Source organism: Okeania sp. SIO2C9 (assembly GCF_010672455.1).
Taxonomy (GTDB): Bacteria; Cyanobacteriota; Cyanobacteriia; order Cyanobacteriales; family Microcoleaceae; genus Okeania.
In genome coordinates, this window is sequence record NZ_JAAHGO010000119.1 from 1 (window position 1) to 17,647 (window position 17,647).

Annotated in this window: 14 protein-coding genes and 3 pseudogenes; 6 read left to right on the top strand and 11 right to left on the bottom strand. The window is 39.8% G+C overall.

Features of this window, described 5'->3' with window-relative positions:
- Positions 1 to 327: 327 nt before the first annotated feature.
- Positions 328 to 1,122 carry a phycobilisome rod-core linker polypeptide gene (locus F6K23_RS37590; RefSeq protein ID WP_293165882.1) on the top strand — a complete coding sequence of 265 codons (795 nt, stop codon included), beginning with the start codon at positions 328 to 330 and terminating at the stop codon, positions 1,120 to 1,122.
- Positions 1,123 to 1,489: 367 nt separating this feature from the next.
- Entirely contained in the window at positions 1,490 to 2,353 is an 864-nt protein-coding gene (locus F6K23_RS37595; protein WP_293165884.1) for a HEAT repeat domain-containing protein, read from the top strand.
- Positions 2,354 to 2,856: 503 nt separating this feature from the next.
- On the opposite strand, the gene F6K23_RS42535 is transcribed toward F6K23_RS37595, so the two are convergent.
- Positions 2,857 to 3,000 (bottom strand): transposase, encoded by a 144-nt coding sequence (locus tag F6K23_RS42535; protein WP_367267934.1) that lies wholly within the window; start codon positions 2,998 to 3,000, stop codon positions 2,857 to 2,859.
- 415 nt (positions 3,001 to 3,415) lie between these two features.
- On the opposite strand from F6K23_RS42535, the gene F6K23_RS37600 reads away from it, so the two are divergent.
- Together F6K23_RS37600 and F6K23_RS37605 are read left to right on the top strand one after the other, a co-directional pair.
- Positions 3,416 to 3,541 carry a zinc ribbon domain-containing protein gene (locus tag F6K23_RS37600; RefSeq protein WP_375340825.1) on the top strand — a complete coding sequence of 42 codons (126 nt, stop codon included), beginning with the start codon at positions 3,416 to 3,418 and terminating at the stop codon, positions 3,539 to 3,541.
- A 404-nt stretch (positions 3,542 to 3,945) separates the two neighbouring features.
- Positions 3,946 to 4,845: pseudogene (locus F6K23_RS37605) on the top strand (RNA-guided endonuclease InsQ/TnpB family protein); the annotation flags it as partial.
- A 241-nt stretch (positions 4,846 to 5,086) separates the two neighbouring features.
- On the opposite strand, the gene F6K23_RS37610 reads toward F6K23_RS37605, so the two are convergent.
- The 3 genes from F6K23_RS37610 to F6K23_RS37615 all read right to left on the bottom strand — a co-directional run bounded on the left by F6K23_RS37610 (position 5,087) and on the right by F6K23_RS37615 (position 6,447).
- The gene (locus tag F6K23_RS37610; protein ID WP_293165886.1) at positions 5,087 to 5,698 is read right to left on the bottom strand and encodes a HEAT repeat domain-containing protein; all 612 of its coding nucleotides are present in this window, start codon (positions 5,696 to 5,698) and stop codon (positions 5,087 to 5,089) included.
- Positions 5,699 to 5,935: 237 nt separating this feature from the next.
- Complete coding sequence (locus tag F6K23_RS42540) at positions 5,936 to 6,001, bottom strand: helix-turn-helix domain-containing protein (protein WP_366557775.1); 66 nt, start codon at positions 5,999 to 6,001, stop codon at positions 5,936 to 5,938.
- 116 nt (positions 6,002 to 6,117) lie between these two features.
- Positions 6,118 to 6,447, bottom strand: coding sequence for a co-chaperone YbbN (locus F6K23_RS37615; RefSeq protein ID WP_293165888.1), 330 nt, complete (start codon positions 6,445 to 6,447; stop codon positions 6,118 to 6,120).
- Positions 6,448 to 6,763: 316 nt separating this feature from the next.
- On the opposite strand from F6K23_RS37615, the gene glpX reads away from it, so the two are divergent.
- A complete protein-coding gene (gene glpX / locus F6K23_RS37620) occupies positions 6,764 to 7,801 on the top strand; it encodes a class II fructose-bisphosphatase (protein ID WP_293165890.1) in 1,038 nt (345 codons plus the stop codon).
- 412 nt (positions 7,802 to 8,213) lie between these two features.
- Positions 8,214 to 9,494 carry a glutamyl-tRNA reductase gene (locus F6K23_RS37625; protein ID WP_293165892.1) on the top strand — a complete coding sequence of 427 codons (1,281 nt, stop codon included), beginning with the start codon at positions 8,214 to 8,216 and terminating at the stop codon, positions 9,492 to 9,494.
- A gap of 318 nt (positions 9,495 to 9,812) precedes the next feature.
- Here F6K23_RS37625 and F6K23_RS37630 read toward each other — a convergent pair whose 3' ends face one another.
- The 7 genes and pseudogenes from F6K23_RS37630 to F6K23_RS37660 all read right to left on the bottom strand — a co-directional run.
- Positions 9,813 to 10,445 (bottom strand): alpha/beta fold hydrolase, encoded by a 633-nt coding sequence (locus tag F6K23_RS37630; protein WP_293165893.1) that lies wholly within the window; start codon positions 10,443 to 10,445, stop codon positions 9,813 to 9,815.
- On the bottom strand, positions 10,436 to 11,254 hold the full coding sequence (locus F6K23_RS37635) for a group II intron maturase-specific domain-containing protein (protein ID WP_293165895.1): 819 nt from the start codon (positions 11,252 to 11,254) through the stop codon (positions 10,436 to 10,438). The genes F6K23_RS37630 and F6K23_RS37635 overlap by 10 nt, the downstream gene beginning before the upstream one ends.
- Positions 11,255 to 11,318: 64 nt before the next feature.
- Positions 11,319 to 11,519 (bottom strand): reverse transcriptase N-terminal domain-containing protein, encoded by a 201-nt coding sequence (locus tag F6K23_RS37640; protein ID WP_293165896.1) that lies wholly within the window; start codon positions 11,517 to 11,519, stop codon positions 11,319 to 11,321.
- 543 nt (positions 11,520 to 12,062) lie between these two features.
- A pseudogene (locus F6K23_RS37645) lies at positions 12,063 to 12,504 on the bottom strand (reverse transcriptase N-terminal domain-containing protein); the annotation flags it as partial.
- Between the two features lie 805 nt (positions 12,505 to 13,309).
- Positions 13,310 to 13,846 (bottom strand): DNA-binding protein, encoded by a 537-nt coding sequence (locus tag F6K23_RS37650; protein WP_367267935.1) that lies wholly within the window; start codon positions 13,844 to 13,846, stop codon positions 13,310 to 13,312.
- A 1,046-nt stretch (positions 13,847 to 14,892) separates the two neighbouring features.
- Positions 14,893 to 16,452 (bottom strand): DNA repair protein RadA, encoded by a 1,560-nt coding sequence (gene radA / locus F6K23_RS37655; protein WP_293165898.1) that lies wholly within the window; start codon positions 16,450 to 16,452, stop codon positions 14,893 to 14,895.
- A 655-nt stretch (positions 16,453 to 17,107) separates the two neighbouring features.
- Positions 17,108 to 17,521, bottom strand: a pseudogene (locus tag F6K23_RS37660) (IS4 family transposase); the annotation flags it as partial.
- Positions 17,522 to 17,647: the final 126 nt, after the last annotated feature.

The following is a 17,647-nucleotide window of genomic DNA, read 5'->3' on the forward strand; positions in this document are numbered from 1 at the left end:
ACCCACAATCAAATTCAGAGCTGTTTTTATTTGATAGGTATTTTTTGACTCTTGTTTTCATAATGATACTTGTGTTGAGGCGTTAGCGGAGCTTTGCGTCAGCAATCGCTTAACAGATTTAGTGCGATCACTCTACTTATTATACGCTATATATAGTGTCTTTGCGTAAGTCCTGTTAATAACTGAAATCTTAATTAAGTATCGCATTATTTTTGGGAATTGGTATTACTCATTAGCTAACTACTCCTACTGCAGGCTAATTACGCTTCCTTAAGAGCGAACATAATTTTTAAGAATATCAACATCAGGTCTTCAGGAAATAAAGTAATGGGAAAATTAAGCACATCAGCGACTCTAGGTTTGGATACCTTTGAAGTTGATCCGCTAGAACTCCGTCCTAATACCACAGAAGGAGAGCTAGAACAGATCATTACGGCAGTTTATAAGCAGGTGCTAGGAAATCAGTATCTCATGGAAGGCGATCGCCTCTCTAGTGCTGAGTCTCTACTCCGTAATGGCGATATTACAGTTCGTGAATTTGTTCGGAGTGTGGCTCAATCAAGTCTTTATCAATCACTCTTTTTTCATTCTTCGTCTCAGTACCGCTTTATTGAATTAAACTTTAAGCATCTATTAGGTCGTCCTCCTCAAGCCCAGGAGGAAATTTCTGAACACGTTCAGATTTATAACGAACAAGGATACGAAGCTGAGATTAACTCGTACATTGATAGTGACGAGTATATCCAGAGTTTTGGCGATAATATTGTACCCTATCCACGCAGTATTCGTTCAGTTGTTGGACTGAAAAACGAAGCATTCAACCGGATGTTTTCTCTATTACGCGGCTCTGCAACTAACGATAGCGATAAACGTGCTCAATTAATTTCTTCGGTGGCTGCTAATTTACCAACTCCTATAAAGCCACTGGCAATCGGCAATGGAGCTTCTTATGGTAATACAGAAAAGCGCTTCACAATAGCATTTTCTACCTCTCAAGCTGCTGCTAGATTAGGCAAGCTCAGTCGTCAAGAATGCGTAGTCAACTACAGCCAAATGTCTAAGATGCTTCAAAACATCCAGAAAACAGGCGGAAAAATTATCAGTATTAGCGAAGTTGCTTAATGCCTTTCGTTTTTTTAACTTAATCCCGGCTGTGTACTGCGTAAGTATTACAGCGCGGGTTTTTTTAGTGTATTTTTATTAGGGTTTGCTGATTAAATCTAAGAGCATTTACAGATAAAGGTAAGTGCCTTTTTAGGAAGAAAAAAAGTGCAGCTTTTTAAGCTTGAGCGACCAAAAAGTTAGTATTTTGGGGTAACTATGGCAAAAAAATAAAGGGATAAATATATCCGACTACCTCCTCTATTGAAAGAAAACCTTCTGCCTTCCTTCCACCAAAGAATAAGTATTCAACCGGACATGATATGACTCCTGACTCCTAAAGAATTAAGATTAATATCATACACTAATTTATCAACGCCGTTTTTTTATGTCTCCAGAAGAAACAGATGCTTTTCTAGCAGAGGCCAGAAAAGAAGTAGTCCAACAAACCTTTGACCCCAACGACAGTCAACGCCTAAAACTTATGGTAGAGTGTCTGGGAGATTCACGGGGAATGGTGCGCTTAGGCTTTGCTGAGACCCTCGGACAAATTGGCAAACCAGCTACTCCTTTCTTGATAGAGGCTCTCGGAAATCACCCCGATCCTGTAGTACGCAGAGCTAGTGCCAAAACCCTCACCCTGATTGCTGACCCAGAAACAGTTTCTCCCTTAGTCCATGCTCTCCTCAATGATGAAGATACAGTGGTTAAAGGATCGTCAGTTGGTGCCCTAGCCAGGATAGGAAAAGCTGCTGTACCTCCATTATTGGACATTTTAGGGTCAACAGAGTATCCAGAAAGTACCAAAGGTCATGCAGCTTGGGCTTTGGCATTTATTGGACCTGAAGCAAAAGAGTATCTATATCGGGAAATTCATTCTGAAAAAGTCGCAGTTAGGGCTGCTGTGGTAGGGGCGATCGCCAAAATTGCCCAAGATTCAGGGGAGGAAGAGGCTCTGAATATTTTACTGACTGCTCTAGGGGATTCGTCTGAAATAGTACGGACTGAAGCAGCAGCAGTTCTGGGAAATTTGGCTTACAAACCCGCAGTTCCCTATTTGATAGATTTACTGAATCATCCTACTAGCGGTGAAACTCGCAAGGCAGCAGCTCTATCTTTGATGAAAATTCGTTCCGATAGTGCATTAGTTCCGTTACAAACAGCATGGGAACAGGAATCAGAAGCAGATATTAAGCGGATTATTAAATTGGCAATTACTCAACTAGAGAGACAATCATCAGAAAACGAGTGACGTTCTCTCCCGCTATAATCGGGCGATTTAACGGGAGCTTCTCCTCCTCACGGATGGAGCTTCCTCCTTCCCAGGCTAACTAATGTCTACGCCTTCACAGGCAGCAACGATGAGACCCACCGCCGTTTTTACTGTCCAGTGCTGTACTCACCTAGCTACCTTCTGTGATTTTACCGACAAATCGGAAATTACTAGGACTTGTGAATTTAAACTCCAGAGCTTTAGCAGTCGCTGAGAAGCCTCACACCATAATCTGCGATTTGTGTCAGATGAATCAGCGGTTAATTAAGTAGGTTCCATGCCTACTTCAATTTTCAATATTACTCTGGAGTTTTCTGATGTTCAATATACTTTTTCAAAGTAGAAATTGTCACCCCGCCACAATTGGCAATAAAATAAGAGCCCCATACATAAAACATCTTTCCAGTAAATAGCATGGTTGTGCTTATGCAAATTCTTTTCTTAACCGTCTGCTTGTGACTGTGTTGACGTTATTAACTAGCTTACTTAACATGAGGTTGGTATGATACTGAAACTTTTAGGTGAACATGATTTTCTTCCCCATTAAATTCTATTAATTTACACTCCCATTTAATTAATAATTCTTGCAGAATTTCATTTAAGCTCCTCAGCATTGATGCGTTCATTAATGGATAATGGATAATTACCTCTAGTTAAAACCGTTACGGAATTGAATATAAGGAAATATTATTTCTTTTTTTTCCCTTTAAAAGGGGAGGCTTCAAGGCGCGAATTATTTAATTATTAATTATTAATTAGGGTTTGCTTATGGAAGTCTTTTAGTAGAGGTAGGAGACAGGAGACAACCCACCCCTAACCCCTCCCAGGAGGGGAAGAAAGGAGAAATGGGAATTTACAGGAGGTAGGAGCGGGCGTTTTGTCCCTTAATTTTTCTGCCCAAATCTTGACCAAAATCCGCTCCTAATTGAACAATTACCACTTAAAACCTCGAACTTTTTGATACTTAGACCAGTTGGAGTAAATCAATTAACGATGCTGGATGGAGTCAATTCCTAACTATTTTAACTGTCAAAGCCGGAAATGCTGGAGGTGAAAACCATAGGAGTAAACCCTCAAAATACTAGCCAAGACTGCTCAAATTGTGGCGAAAAAGTTCCCAAAGGATTAAATATACGAACCCATGGTTGCCAACATTGGGGTTATTAACTGTTGAACTAAAAATGTAGAAAGTAGTTGCTAAAAGTAGAAAAGTGTTGTAATATTAAGCAGGTACAAAACTTAAGATGAATTATAGTGAGTGAATGCGACTTGTTGACAGACATATTATTAACCGAACACATAACTTTTGGCGGGTGTGTGATGAGTTAGCCTTTAAATCAAAAAACTTGTACAACCTGGCTAACTATTATTGTCGCGTTTCATTTTTTCAAGTACGGAAAAAGTCTAGATTTAACTAAACTGTACCACGCCACCAAAGATAGCGATGCCGGAGAGAGCATTACCAACTAAAGTATCAAAACAAATAATAAAATGCTTGGTTGCAACTTGGCGTGGCTATTTTCAAGCTATAAAAGAATGGTCGCGCACATCCAGGGAAGTTTCTAGGCAAACCCAAAATACCAAAGTATAAAAATAAAACTCAAGGTAGGAATGTAGTTATATACTCAAAAGAATCAGTCTACAAAGCCCCTCTAAAAGATGGTATTTGTCACTTATCAATGAGTGAAATCAAAATACCTGTAGTTGTGGAAACTGTAATCGAAGTCAGGATAGTACCTGCTACCAACTGCTATATAATTGAAGTAGTCTATGAAAAAACACTTCAGCCACAAATACACTCAACATATGTAGCCGGAATAGACTTAGGAATTGACAGATTAGTTGCTCTATCTACAAATAAGCCTGGTGTCAAACCACTGCTGATTAACGGGAAGCCACTAAAAAGCGTCAATCAACTATATAACAAGCGTAAAGCCAAGTACCAAAGTCATCTCAAAGGGAACAGAAAAAGCAGCCGTAAAATTGAAGCATTAAGTTATAACCGAAATCGTTTTGTCGATAATTATCTGCATAACACCAGTAAGTTAGTTGTCAATTATTTAGTAACTAATAATATTGGTACTGTAGTCATAGGAAAAAATGATAACTGGAAACAAAGTGCAAATATAGGCAAAAAAAACAACCAAAATTTCACCCAAATACCACATGATAAGTTACTCAAGCAAATTACTTACAAATGTCAGCTAGCAGGAATCAAGGTGATTGAAACAGAGGAAAGCTATACAAGCAAAACATCTGCCCTTGACCTTGAGCAACCAATAAAACATGAAACTTATAGGGGTAAACGAGTCAGACGTGGTTTATTCAGGAGTGGAACTGGTATAGTCATTAATGCCGATATTAATGGTAGTCTTCAGATAATTAGAAAGAAATTCCCAGGGGCATTTACTGCCGAGGGAATAGTGAGCTGTGCCGTACAGCCAGTATTGGTTAATCCAATATCAAGATAAAAGCTGTTTCATTTTTCTACAGTTTTTTTCGTACGGTATTGTAATAGACCGCGACTTGTTTGCGTTTGCGCAGCATCCCGTAGGGAAGCATGACAAACGCAAATGCAGCGATAAATATAAAAAATAGGGCTGCAGGGCATTCCGTCTTTAAAAAAGCTCGTAGAACCCGATGCAATAGCAGGGCTACGAAACGAGAAGCCGACACTATAGCGCCAGCTTAGTGTGGGAGATGTCACCCTTCTCAACTTTGGTTAGATTTGAAATTCAACATATCCAAGCGGGATAAAGCACTGATGGCCGTCTCCCGTACATAGGTTTCAGCAGAGGCATCATTGGCTAATTTGGTTAAGACTGCTTTAGAGCGTTCGTCATTAATAGAGCTAACAGCATTAAGAATTGCCACTGCCAAGCCTAAGTTCTCAGTTCCATCTAGGACTTCCAACAAGCTATCTAAGGCAGGCACACCAATGACTCCTAAAGCCATTGCTGAGGCAATATGAACAACGGGATTGGTATCGCTGAGTCCTTTTTTTAACCCTTCAATTCCTTCAGATGGGAAGGGAACATCTTTATAATTAATAGCTACCTGAGCTAGAGCTTTAGCACAACTGCCCCTAATTGTTGAATTATCACTGTTGAGCAACGAATCAACTAAAAATGGCACAGTATCTGTCCCGATCGCTCCGAGTGCCTTAACTGCTGCCCGTCGATAGACGGTATCTTCTTCTGCCAAAACTTCCATCAAGTTAGGAATGGTAGTTTCATCAGAAGTTTCGACTATTTCCCACATTGCTCGGTCGCGCAAGTGAGGGTTAGGGTGTTTTAGTTTCTCAAATAAAGAGGATTGTGTCACTTCAGTTATCAGTTATCAGTTATCAGTTAGCCTCATAAGGTCGGAGCTACGCTTTTTCCTATGTCATGCTCCGCTTGACCTGTCGCGTCGCTTTAACAGAGTTGTGCGCTAGCATAACAGTAGCTCCTTTAATAGGAAGGCTACGAAAATACGGAATTTTCTTTTTTTATCCCCTGAAAAGAGGAGGCTTGAGACCTTATTTGTTGGTCATAGGTTTATGAGTAGTTTGACAAATTATCAGCATACCTTTCGGTGTTTTTGTCCAACTGTTGGATAAATTCTATATTTGTATCTAGCTTTCATTATTATCGTTTTCAACTAACAATTATGGGTCTTAAATCAAATAAAAAGTCGTCCTAAAAGGACGAGGCTTCAGACCCACTTTTTTGGTGAACTCCTAAAGATAACAAATATTTAATTCAGGTTAAATAAGGTTCTAATTTATCGATTAGCTGTTGTTTTGTCATAGCTCCTTCATCGGACAGTAATAATTCTTGATTCTGAAATAGTCTAAAGGCAGGGACTCCTTCAACTTGATATTGCTTCACAATTTCAGACTTAGGATCTACTTCCATTTTCACTACTTTGAGGCGATCGCTATATTCAGTGGCCACTTTTTCCACTGAAGGAGACATCAACCTACATGGGCCACACCAAGTGGCCCAAAAATAAGCTAATACAAGTTTTTCTGAGTTGAGGACTTCAGTTTCAAACTGAGAATCATTAATGACAATAACGTTACTACTCACGTTTTTTCCGTTCCATAATTTGCTGACATTTTCTCACAAATATTGTGGCTACTTAATTTTATCAGAATTTGAGTAGGTCAAACTAAATATTTTAAGATAACTGAAGCAATTAAATTTCCCAAACCGTAGCTTTCCATCTATCAATCTTTAGTTTTAAACTTTTGACTTTTGACTTTTGACTTTTGACTATCTGTAATAAAACTTTACATCCCACATTCCGCACAAAGCCCTAAGCTGATCCCTGGCTCTGATAGACTTTAACACTGGGAGAGCTAAATAAAAAAGTTTTCCTAAGAATTTGGGAGGATAAAAATTCGTGGATAATGTAATTGGTTTAGAAATTATCGAAGTAGTAGAGCAAGCAGCGATCGCCTCTGCTCGTTGGATGGGAAAAGGTGAGAAAAATACCGCAGACGAAGTAGCTGTAGAAGCTATGCGGGAGCGGATGAACAAAATTCATATGCGGGGTCGCATCGTTATTGGAGAAGGAGAGCGAGATGAAGCCCCCATGCTCTACATTGGCGAAGAAGTAGGAATTTGTACTCAACCTGATGCTACAAACTTCTGTAACCCAGAAGAATTAGTTGAGATTGACATTGCAGTTGACCCTTGCGAAGGTACAAACCTAGTTGCCTACGGTCAAAATGGTTCAATGGCAGTATTAGCTATTTCTGAGAAAGGAGGTCTATTGGCAGCACCAGATGTCTATATGAAAAAATTAGCTGCACCAGCAGTAGCCAAAAATCATGTAGATATTAATAAATCTGCCACTGAAAATCTCAAGATTCTTTCAGACTGCATGGAACGTACCGTTGAAGAGTTAGTTGTTGTAGTGATGGATCGTCCCCGTCACAAAGAGCTAATTAATGAAATTCGTCAAGCTGGTGCCAGAGTCCGTCTGATTAGCGATGGTGATGTCTCGGCAGCTATTTCCTGTGCATTTACAGGTACAAATATCCATGCTTTGATGGGTATTGGTGCAGCACCAGAAGGAGTAATTTCAGCAGCAGCTATGCGTGCTTTAGGAGGCCATTTCCAAGGACAACTGATTTATGACCCAGCTATTGTCAAAACAGGTTTAATTGGAGAAAGCAAAGAAGATAACATAGCTCGACTCAAAGAAATGGGTGTCGAAGATCCAGACAAAGTTTATAATGCTGAAGATTTAGCCTCTGGAGAAACAGTGCTATTTGCAGCTTGTGGTATTACTCCAGGTACTCTAATGGAAGGAGTTCGCTTCTTTCCTCATGGTGCTCGTACCCAAAGTTTAATTATTTCTTCTCAGTCAAGCACTGTTCGGTTTGTAGATACTGTTCATATGTTTAAACAACCAAAATCACTACAACTGAGATAGAAATTGATAAGCATTCAGCTATTAGTAGTTAACATTCAGCTTTTTCATTAATCAAGCTAGTTGATGTATTTTATCGTACAGTTTATGGCTAATGTCTAATGGCTGAATGCTTAGATAAATAGTATTAGGTAAATGGGGCATTACAAAATATCTCTGTTGAAAAATGACCTTTGAAAAATTGCTGCTAAACAGTCAAAATTAATTCCTGATATCAATCAGAATGACTAGGGAATTATTAAAATTTTTGGGGTAGGTTTTAAATTAAATATGTAGGTGGAAGAGAACTAACCATCTATCAAACCTCCCCCTGTTTTTTCACAATTCTAACTCTCCTCCGAAACAATAGACATTCCTCCGACATCATCCTTTAATTTAATTAAAAATAACAACAAATTAACAAAATAAAAATTACATGAATATCGCAGTTGTAGGACTTAGCCACAAAACAGCACCGGTTGAAGTTCGAGAAAAATTAAGTATTCCAGAAACACAAATTGAAAATGCCATTACTCAATTATGTGGTGGAACTTATACTCAAGAAGTTGGCATTCTTAGTACCTGTAATCGTTTAGAAATTTATGTAGTTACTAATGAAATGCAGCCTGGTATTCGGGAGGTAATTCAGTTTCTTTCTGACTCTAGTAAAATACCTTTAAATTTACTCCGTCCTCACCTATTTATGTTGCTCCATGAAGATTCTATTATGCACTTAATGCGAGTTGCGGCTGGATTAGATAGTTTGGTATTAGGTGAAGGACAGATTTTAGCTCAGGTTAAACAAACTCATAAACTCGGACAACAATATAAAGGTATTGGGCGGATTCTTAATCGTTTATTTAAGCAAGCCGTAACTGCTGGAAAAAGGGTGCGGACGGAAACAAGTATTGGTACTGGTGCTGTTTCTATTAGTTCTGCTGCAGTGGAATTAGCTCAGATGAAATTAGAGGATTTATCTAATTATCGAGTGGCTATTGTTGGTGCTGGTAAAATGTCAAAATTATTGGTGCAACATTTATTAGCTAAAGGTGCAAATAATATATCAATTATTAATCGTTCTATCGGACGCGCTAAGGATTTAGCGAATAGTTTTAAAGATGCAAATATAAATGTTGATTCTATCTCAGAAATGGGTCAGGTTATTAGTAATTCTGATTTGATATTTACTAGTACTGGGGCAACTGAACCAATTTTAGATAAGGCTAAATTAGAAGGAATTTTAACTCCTAATCAATCTTTAATGTTGGTGGATATTTCTGTGCCTCGTAATATTGCTACTGATGTGAGTGAATTGGCAAATGTTAGTTGTTTTAATGTGGATGATTTGAAGGCTGTTGTTGCTCAAAATCAAGAAAGTCGTCGGCAGATGGCGATGGAGGCTGAGGTTTTATTGGAGGAAGAGGTAGAAGCTTTTGATGTTTGGTGGAGAAGTTTAGAGACGGTTCCGACTATTAATTCTTTACGACAAAAAATAGAGACTATTCGGGAACAGGAATTGGAAAAAGCTTTGTCTAGGTTGGGGTCGGAATTTGCGGAAAAACATCAAGAGGTAATTGAGGCTTTGACTAGGGGTATTGTGAATAAAATTTTGCACGACCCAATGGTACAGTTACGAGCACAACAGGATATTGAGGCGAGGCGTCATGCTATGGAGACTTTACAACTTTTGTTTAATTTGGAGCTAGAAGTTAGTTGAATCGCTTGCTAATTAAGTAGGCATTGAGCCTACTTACATTAGCAATATCACTTTTTGTCATTTTTTTGAATGCCTAATACAGCAGTTTCCGAAGCTATGAGGTACATATATTGAAGGTTGTAGGGAGTAGGGGAGTAGGGGCGACAACTATATATTTAACCGGATTTGATATAAAACATGATTCAACAGAGTTAGAGCGGTTTTCATTTCGGTAGACCACAGTTAGACCACAGTAGGGGAAAATGGTCAGTAATCCCCTATAGGGTTTTGGTTATGACAATGTGGTTCATCAATCTGAAAATCGTAGGGTAATACAGCCTAATTGGAGAAGTAATCGATTAAGTATTCTGAAATTTGATCGGGTTGTTCTGATGAGAGTGCATGGCCAGCATGTTCTACTTCAACATATTTCACCTGATCGGCTAGTTCCTCTGCAAGTGGCTTACCTGTTGTCTCTGGCGGTGAAATAAAGTCTTCTGTCGCCTGGACGATTAAGAATGGCTTACCGCCTGCTTTTTTGTAAAAGTCCCCATTAATCATGTTGGCTGCCAATATTTGGGCATCAGCCAATTCAGGATACCAACCCGCAAGCCATATACTGGGATCATTGCCCTTGGCAAAAAAGGCGCATTGTAGTGCTTTTTCGCGAATTCTGTCATCTAGTTCGAGATTAAATGAATTAGAAAGACACGCCTTTTGCTTTAAGTTCTTTTCATTATCGCCATCAACAGCCAGTACAGCCAGATCATCAACATAACTCGGGTACAACGTTGCAAAAGTAGGGGCTAACCTGTTACCAAATGCATGTCCAACAACATATAAATTTTTAATGTGCAGGTAATCTAAAACTGCTTTGATGTCCTGGGCAAACATGCTCATTGACGCATTATTTGGTGTTATATCGCCTCTACTTTTCCCAATTCCTCGGGGTTGTATCAGGATTACTTCCATCTGTAATTTGATGGAATATTTGATAGTTGTTTGGGCATGGCACTATTACAGCCAGTTTTGCTGCCAGACCTTTCCAAACTTCCGTCTGTTCTGGTCTTTTCATCATGGCAATGCCGATGGAGTAGTTGCCAGTTTTTGTATTCATCCTTTCCGCCTTTTGACTTAGGGATGATATGGTCTAACTCTATTACGTCTCCATCCTTAAAGAACAATCCGCACCTGCGACACTTCCCTTTTTGCTTTTTCAGCAGCGATGCTGTTCGCTTCGGCATCTGAGGGTGTTTACCGATTCTTGTACTCCAATAAGTTAGGTTCCCATCATCAGGACTGGCATCGCCTTTAACTTTTATATATTGTTGGCTCTTAAATGAGCCATGTTCCACTAAAGTTAAAGGGTTATTTTCCCGTGAGGTAGAAAAGACCCAATTTCTATTCCCTATTTTTTGCCAATACTTATTAATCCAGTATTCGCCTTTGTTGGGGTGTCTTCTCTTAGCCCATCTTCGGAGTTTCCAGTATATTAGGTAATCCATTCGGTAAAATACCTTTGTTGGACATCCTATGGAAAAATAGTTACACCATCCTCTGATTATGGGATTGAGGTTTTTGATAAGTGCAGCTTGTGGTTTAGCTTTGTGCTTGTCAATAACTTCTGTGATTTTGGTGTAATGTTCCTTTTGGCTTTCTTTTGATGGGGTGATGATTGTCGAGAAACCTAGTATTCGTTTTTGTGAATCTTTTCCAGATGTATATTTTCCTGCTTTAAACTCTCGGATGTTGAATCCGAGAAAGTTGTTCTTCGAGTTCAAACCTTTCCTCGAATTTGAGGGCAAGTTTGTCGTCAATTCCAGCAGTTTTCTTACCAGTATTTAGCTATGTTACTTGACGTATAGCTAAGAATCTAGCTGCCACAGAACGGAGTATTAGCTTCTGCAACGACCTTGCTTTTTGCATATCTCCTGCTCGAACCGCTTTCCACACTCGCTTTTGTAGGCGGAATAAATCTTTACGAAATTTCTTCCAGGGAAGATTTCTCCAAGTTTCACTATCGTATTTTCCGATGTGTCTAAACATACTCTACTCTAGTTTATGTGTTCTGAGTTCCTCCGACCAATTACGGTCTGTCCTACCCGAATCTAGGGAGTTAATCCCCTCGTCTGACCTACCATAGATACGACCTATCTACAGACCCTAGGTTCGTTTTTATTCGTTCCATCCTTTTGATTGTTAAGTTCCTTTAGGTGTAACCACTTCAACCGCTTGAACCCCATACTCATGCCAATATCCCAGGAAAAATTTGGCGGGGTACATAACTCAAGCGAAGTAAGGCTTAGGATTGCGCCTTCTTTTTCAGTAGGTTGCTTTTCTAGGTTCTGTTTCACCTTGGGAACTCCCCATTAGCACCAGTGTCACTTGCAATTAGTGTCTGATTGCGCCCTATTTCCAGCTTCGCCCTCCAGAATTCCGAGTCTGGTCAGCGTGGATAGATTGGGAGTCACTTGTGAGTTTCAAGGAAGGGACTTTCACCCTGATCTCTAGGATAGTTATCATCTAAGATTGTCTGGAAGCCTTAGTTTATATGGGTTTTATCCCAACTTTACTAAGAACGAATCGCACCCCTGGCCTGAAACCATATGAGGATGGTTCAAATCGGGCTTCCCATTCTGGTTCTAAGGCCATTTTTACTAGCCCTTGCAATGCGCGGTCGTACATGGTCGGTATTCCCAAAGGTCTTTTTTCATCCTTACCTGGTTTCGGAATCCATACTCTCCGATTGGGTTTTGCCTTTGAGTCTATTCTTAGTTGATTTACCAAAATGAGACGTTGCTTTGGGGTCAGCGACTTAATACCGTCCACACCTGCCGTCTTCTTACCTTGATTATCTTGGGTTACTCGACGCACCGCTAAACATTTTGCGAACCATGATGTAGTTAGTAATTTTTGGAGTCTACGAACTGTTCTGACATATCCACGATGTGACGCTTTGTAAATCCGATGAATGCAACTTAAAGACACATCTTTCGGCTTTTCGCCAGTTGATGTCCCTCCATTCATACATCGGTCTTGGTTCCGTGTTCATAACTTTTATTGCTACTTGTAGCAATACATTCCGTATTACCGTGAGTCCGTCAGCCTATCCTTGTCATTACAGCAAGGCTTTTGCTTCTGACTCAATCTTTCCCACCTATTACCTACGCTTGTGATAGAGTTTTCGTCTTAGCTGACTACTTAATCAATCGACCTTGATTAAGAGTAATAAGTGGGTTACTTCGTTCCAAATAACCATTGGTTTGTTCCTTTAGGACGATACTCTCCGCCTTTGTTCGGGAGACACTTATCAGATTAAGACATGACCTTTCTGATTCCCTTAGTCTTTGCCCTTTTGGGACTCAAGCGTGTATCAACCTATTTCACTGGTTTTCTCTCAAGATGGTTCGGACGTATCTTTGTATTTCTATCCATGGGAACTTGCTGAGGTGGTATTGATTTTAGGTTGAGTTACCTTTACCCTTTCATCCCTGCTTCAAAGATTGATGGCTAGTCTCTACTTTGAGGGAAGTGCTTTCGCTCCTGTGTCTGGAGGATTGGACTTGAGTGTTCTAGAATACTTGCTCGCACCAATATGGTTATTTAGTTGTCATCTGTTGAGGATTAAAGTGCGAACTCTACCTTATCGGTTACTAAACACAAGCCAATCATCCCCCTATTTCTCGGTTTCGACTGAACGAATGGCACCATTTTTGAGAAGTAGGTTCCCAACGACTAATTACTCTGAAATCGCGACCATCGCTTATGGGCGAGGCTTGAGACCCATTTTTTCGGTCAATTAGCTTGACAAATTCGGGAGTATGCCAAATGGATGGCTATATCAATTCCTCAATATTTTTCTTGTTAATTTTCCACATCTCCTCTTCTTCCCAAATCCATCTACTATCAACTCGCTTTACTGTACCATCAAAGTTAAACACTGTTGCCGTTGCCAAAGTCTCAATCCAGACGGTAGCTCCACAACTATGAGGTTTTTCTGGTCGATAAACAATCCGACAAGGACCATTAATCTCCACTTCGTGACCTTTACTTAAAATCTTAGAGCCACGTTGAGCAGAAAGTACATATTCACATTTGGCTTGAGGATCGACCTTTTTGAGCTTTCGATTTTTCTCTATATTAGGTCGATTGAAATGAATTGTATTTTTGCCACAGTGCCGATGAGGAGACCAATTAGGTTTGGGGCCACGTTTTCTACTAGAGACTCTAGGTTTTCCTTTGTACAGAGGAATCCCCCAAATCCGACCATTAATTTTCCGAGCGCCTTGAATCCGACCTTCTTTGAGCAAAACTCGGACTCGTTGAGCAGAAATACTTAATAGAGAAGCTGCTTCAGTAGTACCAACAAACATAAGATTTAACTATTGCGTATAGCAGAATAATACTAAATAATACAAAGGTTACAAAGTCATACATTTGAGGTGCTTCAGATAAAAAAATTTTCGCTAGTCTATTTTTCAAGCTAAAGAATATTCATAGCAAGACTCAAGAAGGTAATACTATTTCTCTGTAACAATGCGCTTAATAATTCTTACCAAAACCTGAATTTTACTCATAGCTGTTATCTTTTATTAAGTGCAACTTCATGGAGAAATGGTATAAGTCCTCTAAATAGAGTTTGCGCTCAAAAGTCTTTTAGTAGGAGACAGGAGACAGGAGACAGGAGAAATGGCTTGGGAGCGAGGAGGTAGGAGCTAAGTTTTGTCCCTAGATTGTTCTGCCCAACTATGAGCCTAAAATACTAACTTTTTGAGCATGAACAGCTGAAAACCAGGCACTTTTTTCTACAAAAAAAATGCCAAAGTCTTTATCTATCAATGCTTTTAGATTGAATCAGCAAGCCCTAAATAGGGTTAGAGTTTGCTGAATAAAATCTTTTGCTAGGGGTAGGAGTCAACCCACCCCTAACCCCCAGGGCTGTTTCATTTTTGAGTGGAGAGGACGCGGGGAGGGGGAGACACACCAGACGTGGATAGAGGAAGACGCGCAGATATATGGACGCGGGGGTTTTCTTTAATGAACATAACGACGCTTATTAGCTGAAAAATCGGCAAATTTTGGTAAATTTCACTGTTCCAGTATCCCCTCATCCCCCGTTCTCCCGCTCATCGTTAATCTACAATACTTTGAAACAGCCCTGCCCTCAGGAGGAGAAGGACCGAGAACCGAGTCAGAAGAAACGGGGAATTTAGAGGAGGTAAAAGAAAAGTAAGAATTATCCCTCAATTTTTCTGTCCTTGATTTCCCCAAAATGCTAATTTTTTGAACGTTTTAGACTAAAACAAGGGCACTTTTTTGGAAAATCATAAGGCTAAAAACTTTATCTGTCAATACTTTGATAGTTAATCAGCAAACCCTATTTACTCCTTCTTCCTTCTTCCTTTTAACAACAAAATCCTCAATTCTCCATAGTTGGAGGTTGCGCTGGAATCGCAGCAATAATCGCATCAATCACCTTAGCAATAGGCAATATTTGCATTCCTAAATCTGGCGTTTGTTGACCTTTGGGAATAATTGCCCTCTTAAAACCTAACTTCGCAGCCTCTCTCAACCTTAATTCCAACTGAGATACAGGTCGCACCTGGCCACCTAAACCAACCTCTCCCAGCAAAATAATCCTGGGGTCAACTACTCGGTCGCGAAAACTAGCCACTACTGCAATAGCAACTCCCAAGTCTGCGGCAGGTTCTTCCACACTCAACCCACCCACTGTCGCCACATAAGTATCTAACTTAGATAAAGGAATGCCTACCCGTTTTTCCAAAACTGCCAAAATCTGTTGCAACCTACTACTATCAATACCAGTAGTAGAACGCCGAGGCGCACCATGACTCGCCGGGCTAACCAATGCCTGAATCTCTACAACTATTGGGCGAGTACCCTCCATAGAAACAACTGTGGAAGTTCCCGAAGCATATTCATCGCGACTTCCTAAAAATAACTCTGAGGGATTCAATATCTCCTTTAAACCATTCGCCACCATTTCAAACACTCCAATTTCGTGAGTAGCGCCGAAACGATTTTTCATAGAGCGCAACAGACGGTGGGAGGCAAAGCGATCGCCCTCAAAATATAGAACCGTATCTACCAAATGTTCTAAAACACGAGGACCTGCTAAAGCACCATCTTTAGTTACATGACCGACTATTAATAAAGTAATATTTTCCCGCTTTGCTACTTGCATCAAAGCCGAAGTACATTCCCTCACCTGAGCAACCGAACCAGGGGCAGAAGTCAGCGAAGCAAAATAAATTGTTTGAATACTGTCAATTACAGCAAGATATGGTTTGAGAGATTCCAACTCTCTTAAAATTACTTCCAAATCTGTTTCTGGCAATAAAAATAAATTTTCCTGAGAATCTATAGTGGAATCTTTTATAGATTCAGGATTGTCATTGCCTTCTTTATTTTCATTTGAGGATAAATCTTCATCCATCTCAACATTTGAAACATTATTCTTATCCTCTTCCTCTACTTCTACTTCATTGAGATTAACAATTAAACGTTGCGAACGTAATTTAACCTGTTGTCCAGACTCTTCTGCCGACACATATAAAACTCGACATCTACTAGACAACTGATTAGCCACCTGTAATAAAAGAGTAGATTTACCAATACCAGGTTCTCCACCAATCAAAACTAAGGAACCAGGAACAATTCCACCACCAAGCACTCGGTCTAACTCTTCAAATCCAGAAGGCATTCTGGACAAACTTTGGTCAGAAATCTGGGATAATAGAAAAGATGCCCTTGGTTGACCAGAAGACTTATCTGATTCAGATGCTTGACTGCCAATGCCAATATCAGTCAGTCCCAATCTTTGTAGAGCAGTAGTAGTTGATTTTTCTATCTCTTCTGTCAGAGAATTCCAAGTATTACAGCTAGGACATTTGCCCAAAAATTGAGTAGACTCATACCCACATTCTCCACAAACATACTTTATTTTCTGTTTTGGCATTTCTTAAAATAATTTAATATTCACTCTTGACCTCTCCCCGCGCTTTTAAGCGCGGGGATTCTCAACTTTTGCTACGATTAGGGGCTAAAGCCAAATCTGGTAGCTTTTTTAGTTTTGGTTTCCCAGATCCGAAACCTGGTAGCGAGGATCAAAACTCGCCTACAGACCTTGACTAGGTTTAGACCTAATTGTGTCTCTACTTTACCGAATAATTAAGGTTTAAAGCCTCTCACTCGCCGTGGAGAAACAAGCGGTCGAGGGATGGATGGGTTTCCTAACCATATCCAATCGACCAAGAGAGAACAAATTTTCCTTTTATTGAATCCTCTTCCTTTTAGGGCTATCCATTACCCACATCTTTCTTAACATAAGGTTTGACAAAAAAAAGCATTTATGTATGGAGTAGCGATCGCCAAACTGACTCTCCGAAAATTGTCGTTAAGTTCTGCTTGTTGATAATTAGATTTTGAGGTAACATAAGCTACAAAGCTTACTAAAAATTAACTATTTTGTCAGGGCGATCGCCAAACTGACTCTCCGAAAATCGTCTTTAAGTTCTGTTTGTTGATAATTAGATTTTGAGGTAACATAAGCTATAAAGCTGAAAGCTGGCTGAGTCTGAAGTTCGGCGATGAAAATTCTTTTGAACTCACGTTTAATTAACTACAAGAGACTGACAAACAACCCAGCCTTTAACAAGATCATGCAATAGCGAGAGTCCACGCCAGATAACTTTAACACCAGGAGAACCATCACCTTTTCGACCTAAAAATCCGCCCAACTGAGCAATCCAATTCACAACTTCAGCTAGAGTTGGTGGTGCTGAATGAGGATAAAGTTGGTGGTGTATGGTGGCATACAAAACCTGCCACTATGATGGTTCTAAAACTTGTTCACAACTGCTCGTTGGAGAACCACGAGCTAAATAAGTTAACCATAACAAACGCCAAGCAACAATACTATAGGTAGCCAAAGCCATCTCTAATCTTTGTGCTGTCTCTAATTGTAACTTCTCCATGCCACAACCACTTTTTAAAACATAATGATAACGTTCAATTAACCAACGATGCTCACGGGGTGACGAGCGCCTCAAAACTATTGTTGGATAAGGGTTGCAAGAATTAAACCTTTGTAAAAAATCAAGATTTTTCTGCCTAAATAATGATAATCATTATTGGGAGGGGAGTAGTTGAGC

Coding starts and splice junctions, on each gene's coding strand:
- F6K23_RS37630 (WP_293165893.1), bottom strand. CDS start 10,445: ATGGAAGTAATCCTGATACAACCCCGAGGAATTGGGAAAAGTAGAGGC.
- F6K23_RS37640 (WP_293165896.1), bottom strand. CDS start 11,519: ATGTTTAGACACATCGGAAAATACGATAGTGAAACTTGGAGAAATCTT.
- F6K23_RS37650 (WP_367267935.1), bottom strand. CDS start 13,846: ATGTTTGTTGGTACTACTGAAGCAGCTTCTCTATTAAGTATTTCTGCT.
- F6K23_RS37590 (WP_293165882.1), top strand. CDS start 328: ATGGGAAAATTAAGCACATCAGCGACTCTAGGTTTGGATACCTTTGAA.
- radA (WP_293165898.1), bottom strand. CDS start 16,452: ATGCCAAAACAGAAAATAAAGTATGTTTGTGGAGAATGTGGGTATGAG.
- F6K23_RS37625 (WP_293165892.1), top strand. CDS start 8,214: ATGAATATCGCAGTTGTAGGACTTAGCCACAAAACAGCACCGGTTGAA.
- F6K23_RS37600 (WP_375340825.1), top strand. CDS start 3,416: ATGCTGGAGGTGAAAACCATAGGAGTAAACCCTCAAAATACTAGCCAA.
- F6K23_RS42535 (WP_367267934.1), bottom strand. CDS start 3,000: ATGAACGCATCAATGCTGAGGAGCTTAAATGAAATTCTGCAAGAATTA.
- F6K23_RS37595 (WP_293165884.1), top strand. CDS start 1,490: ATGTCTCCAGAAGAAACAGATGCTTTTCTAGCAGAGGCCAGAAAAGAA.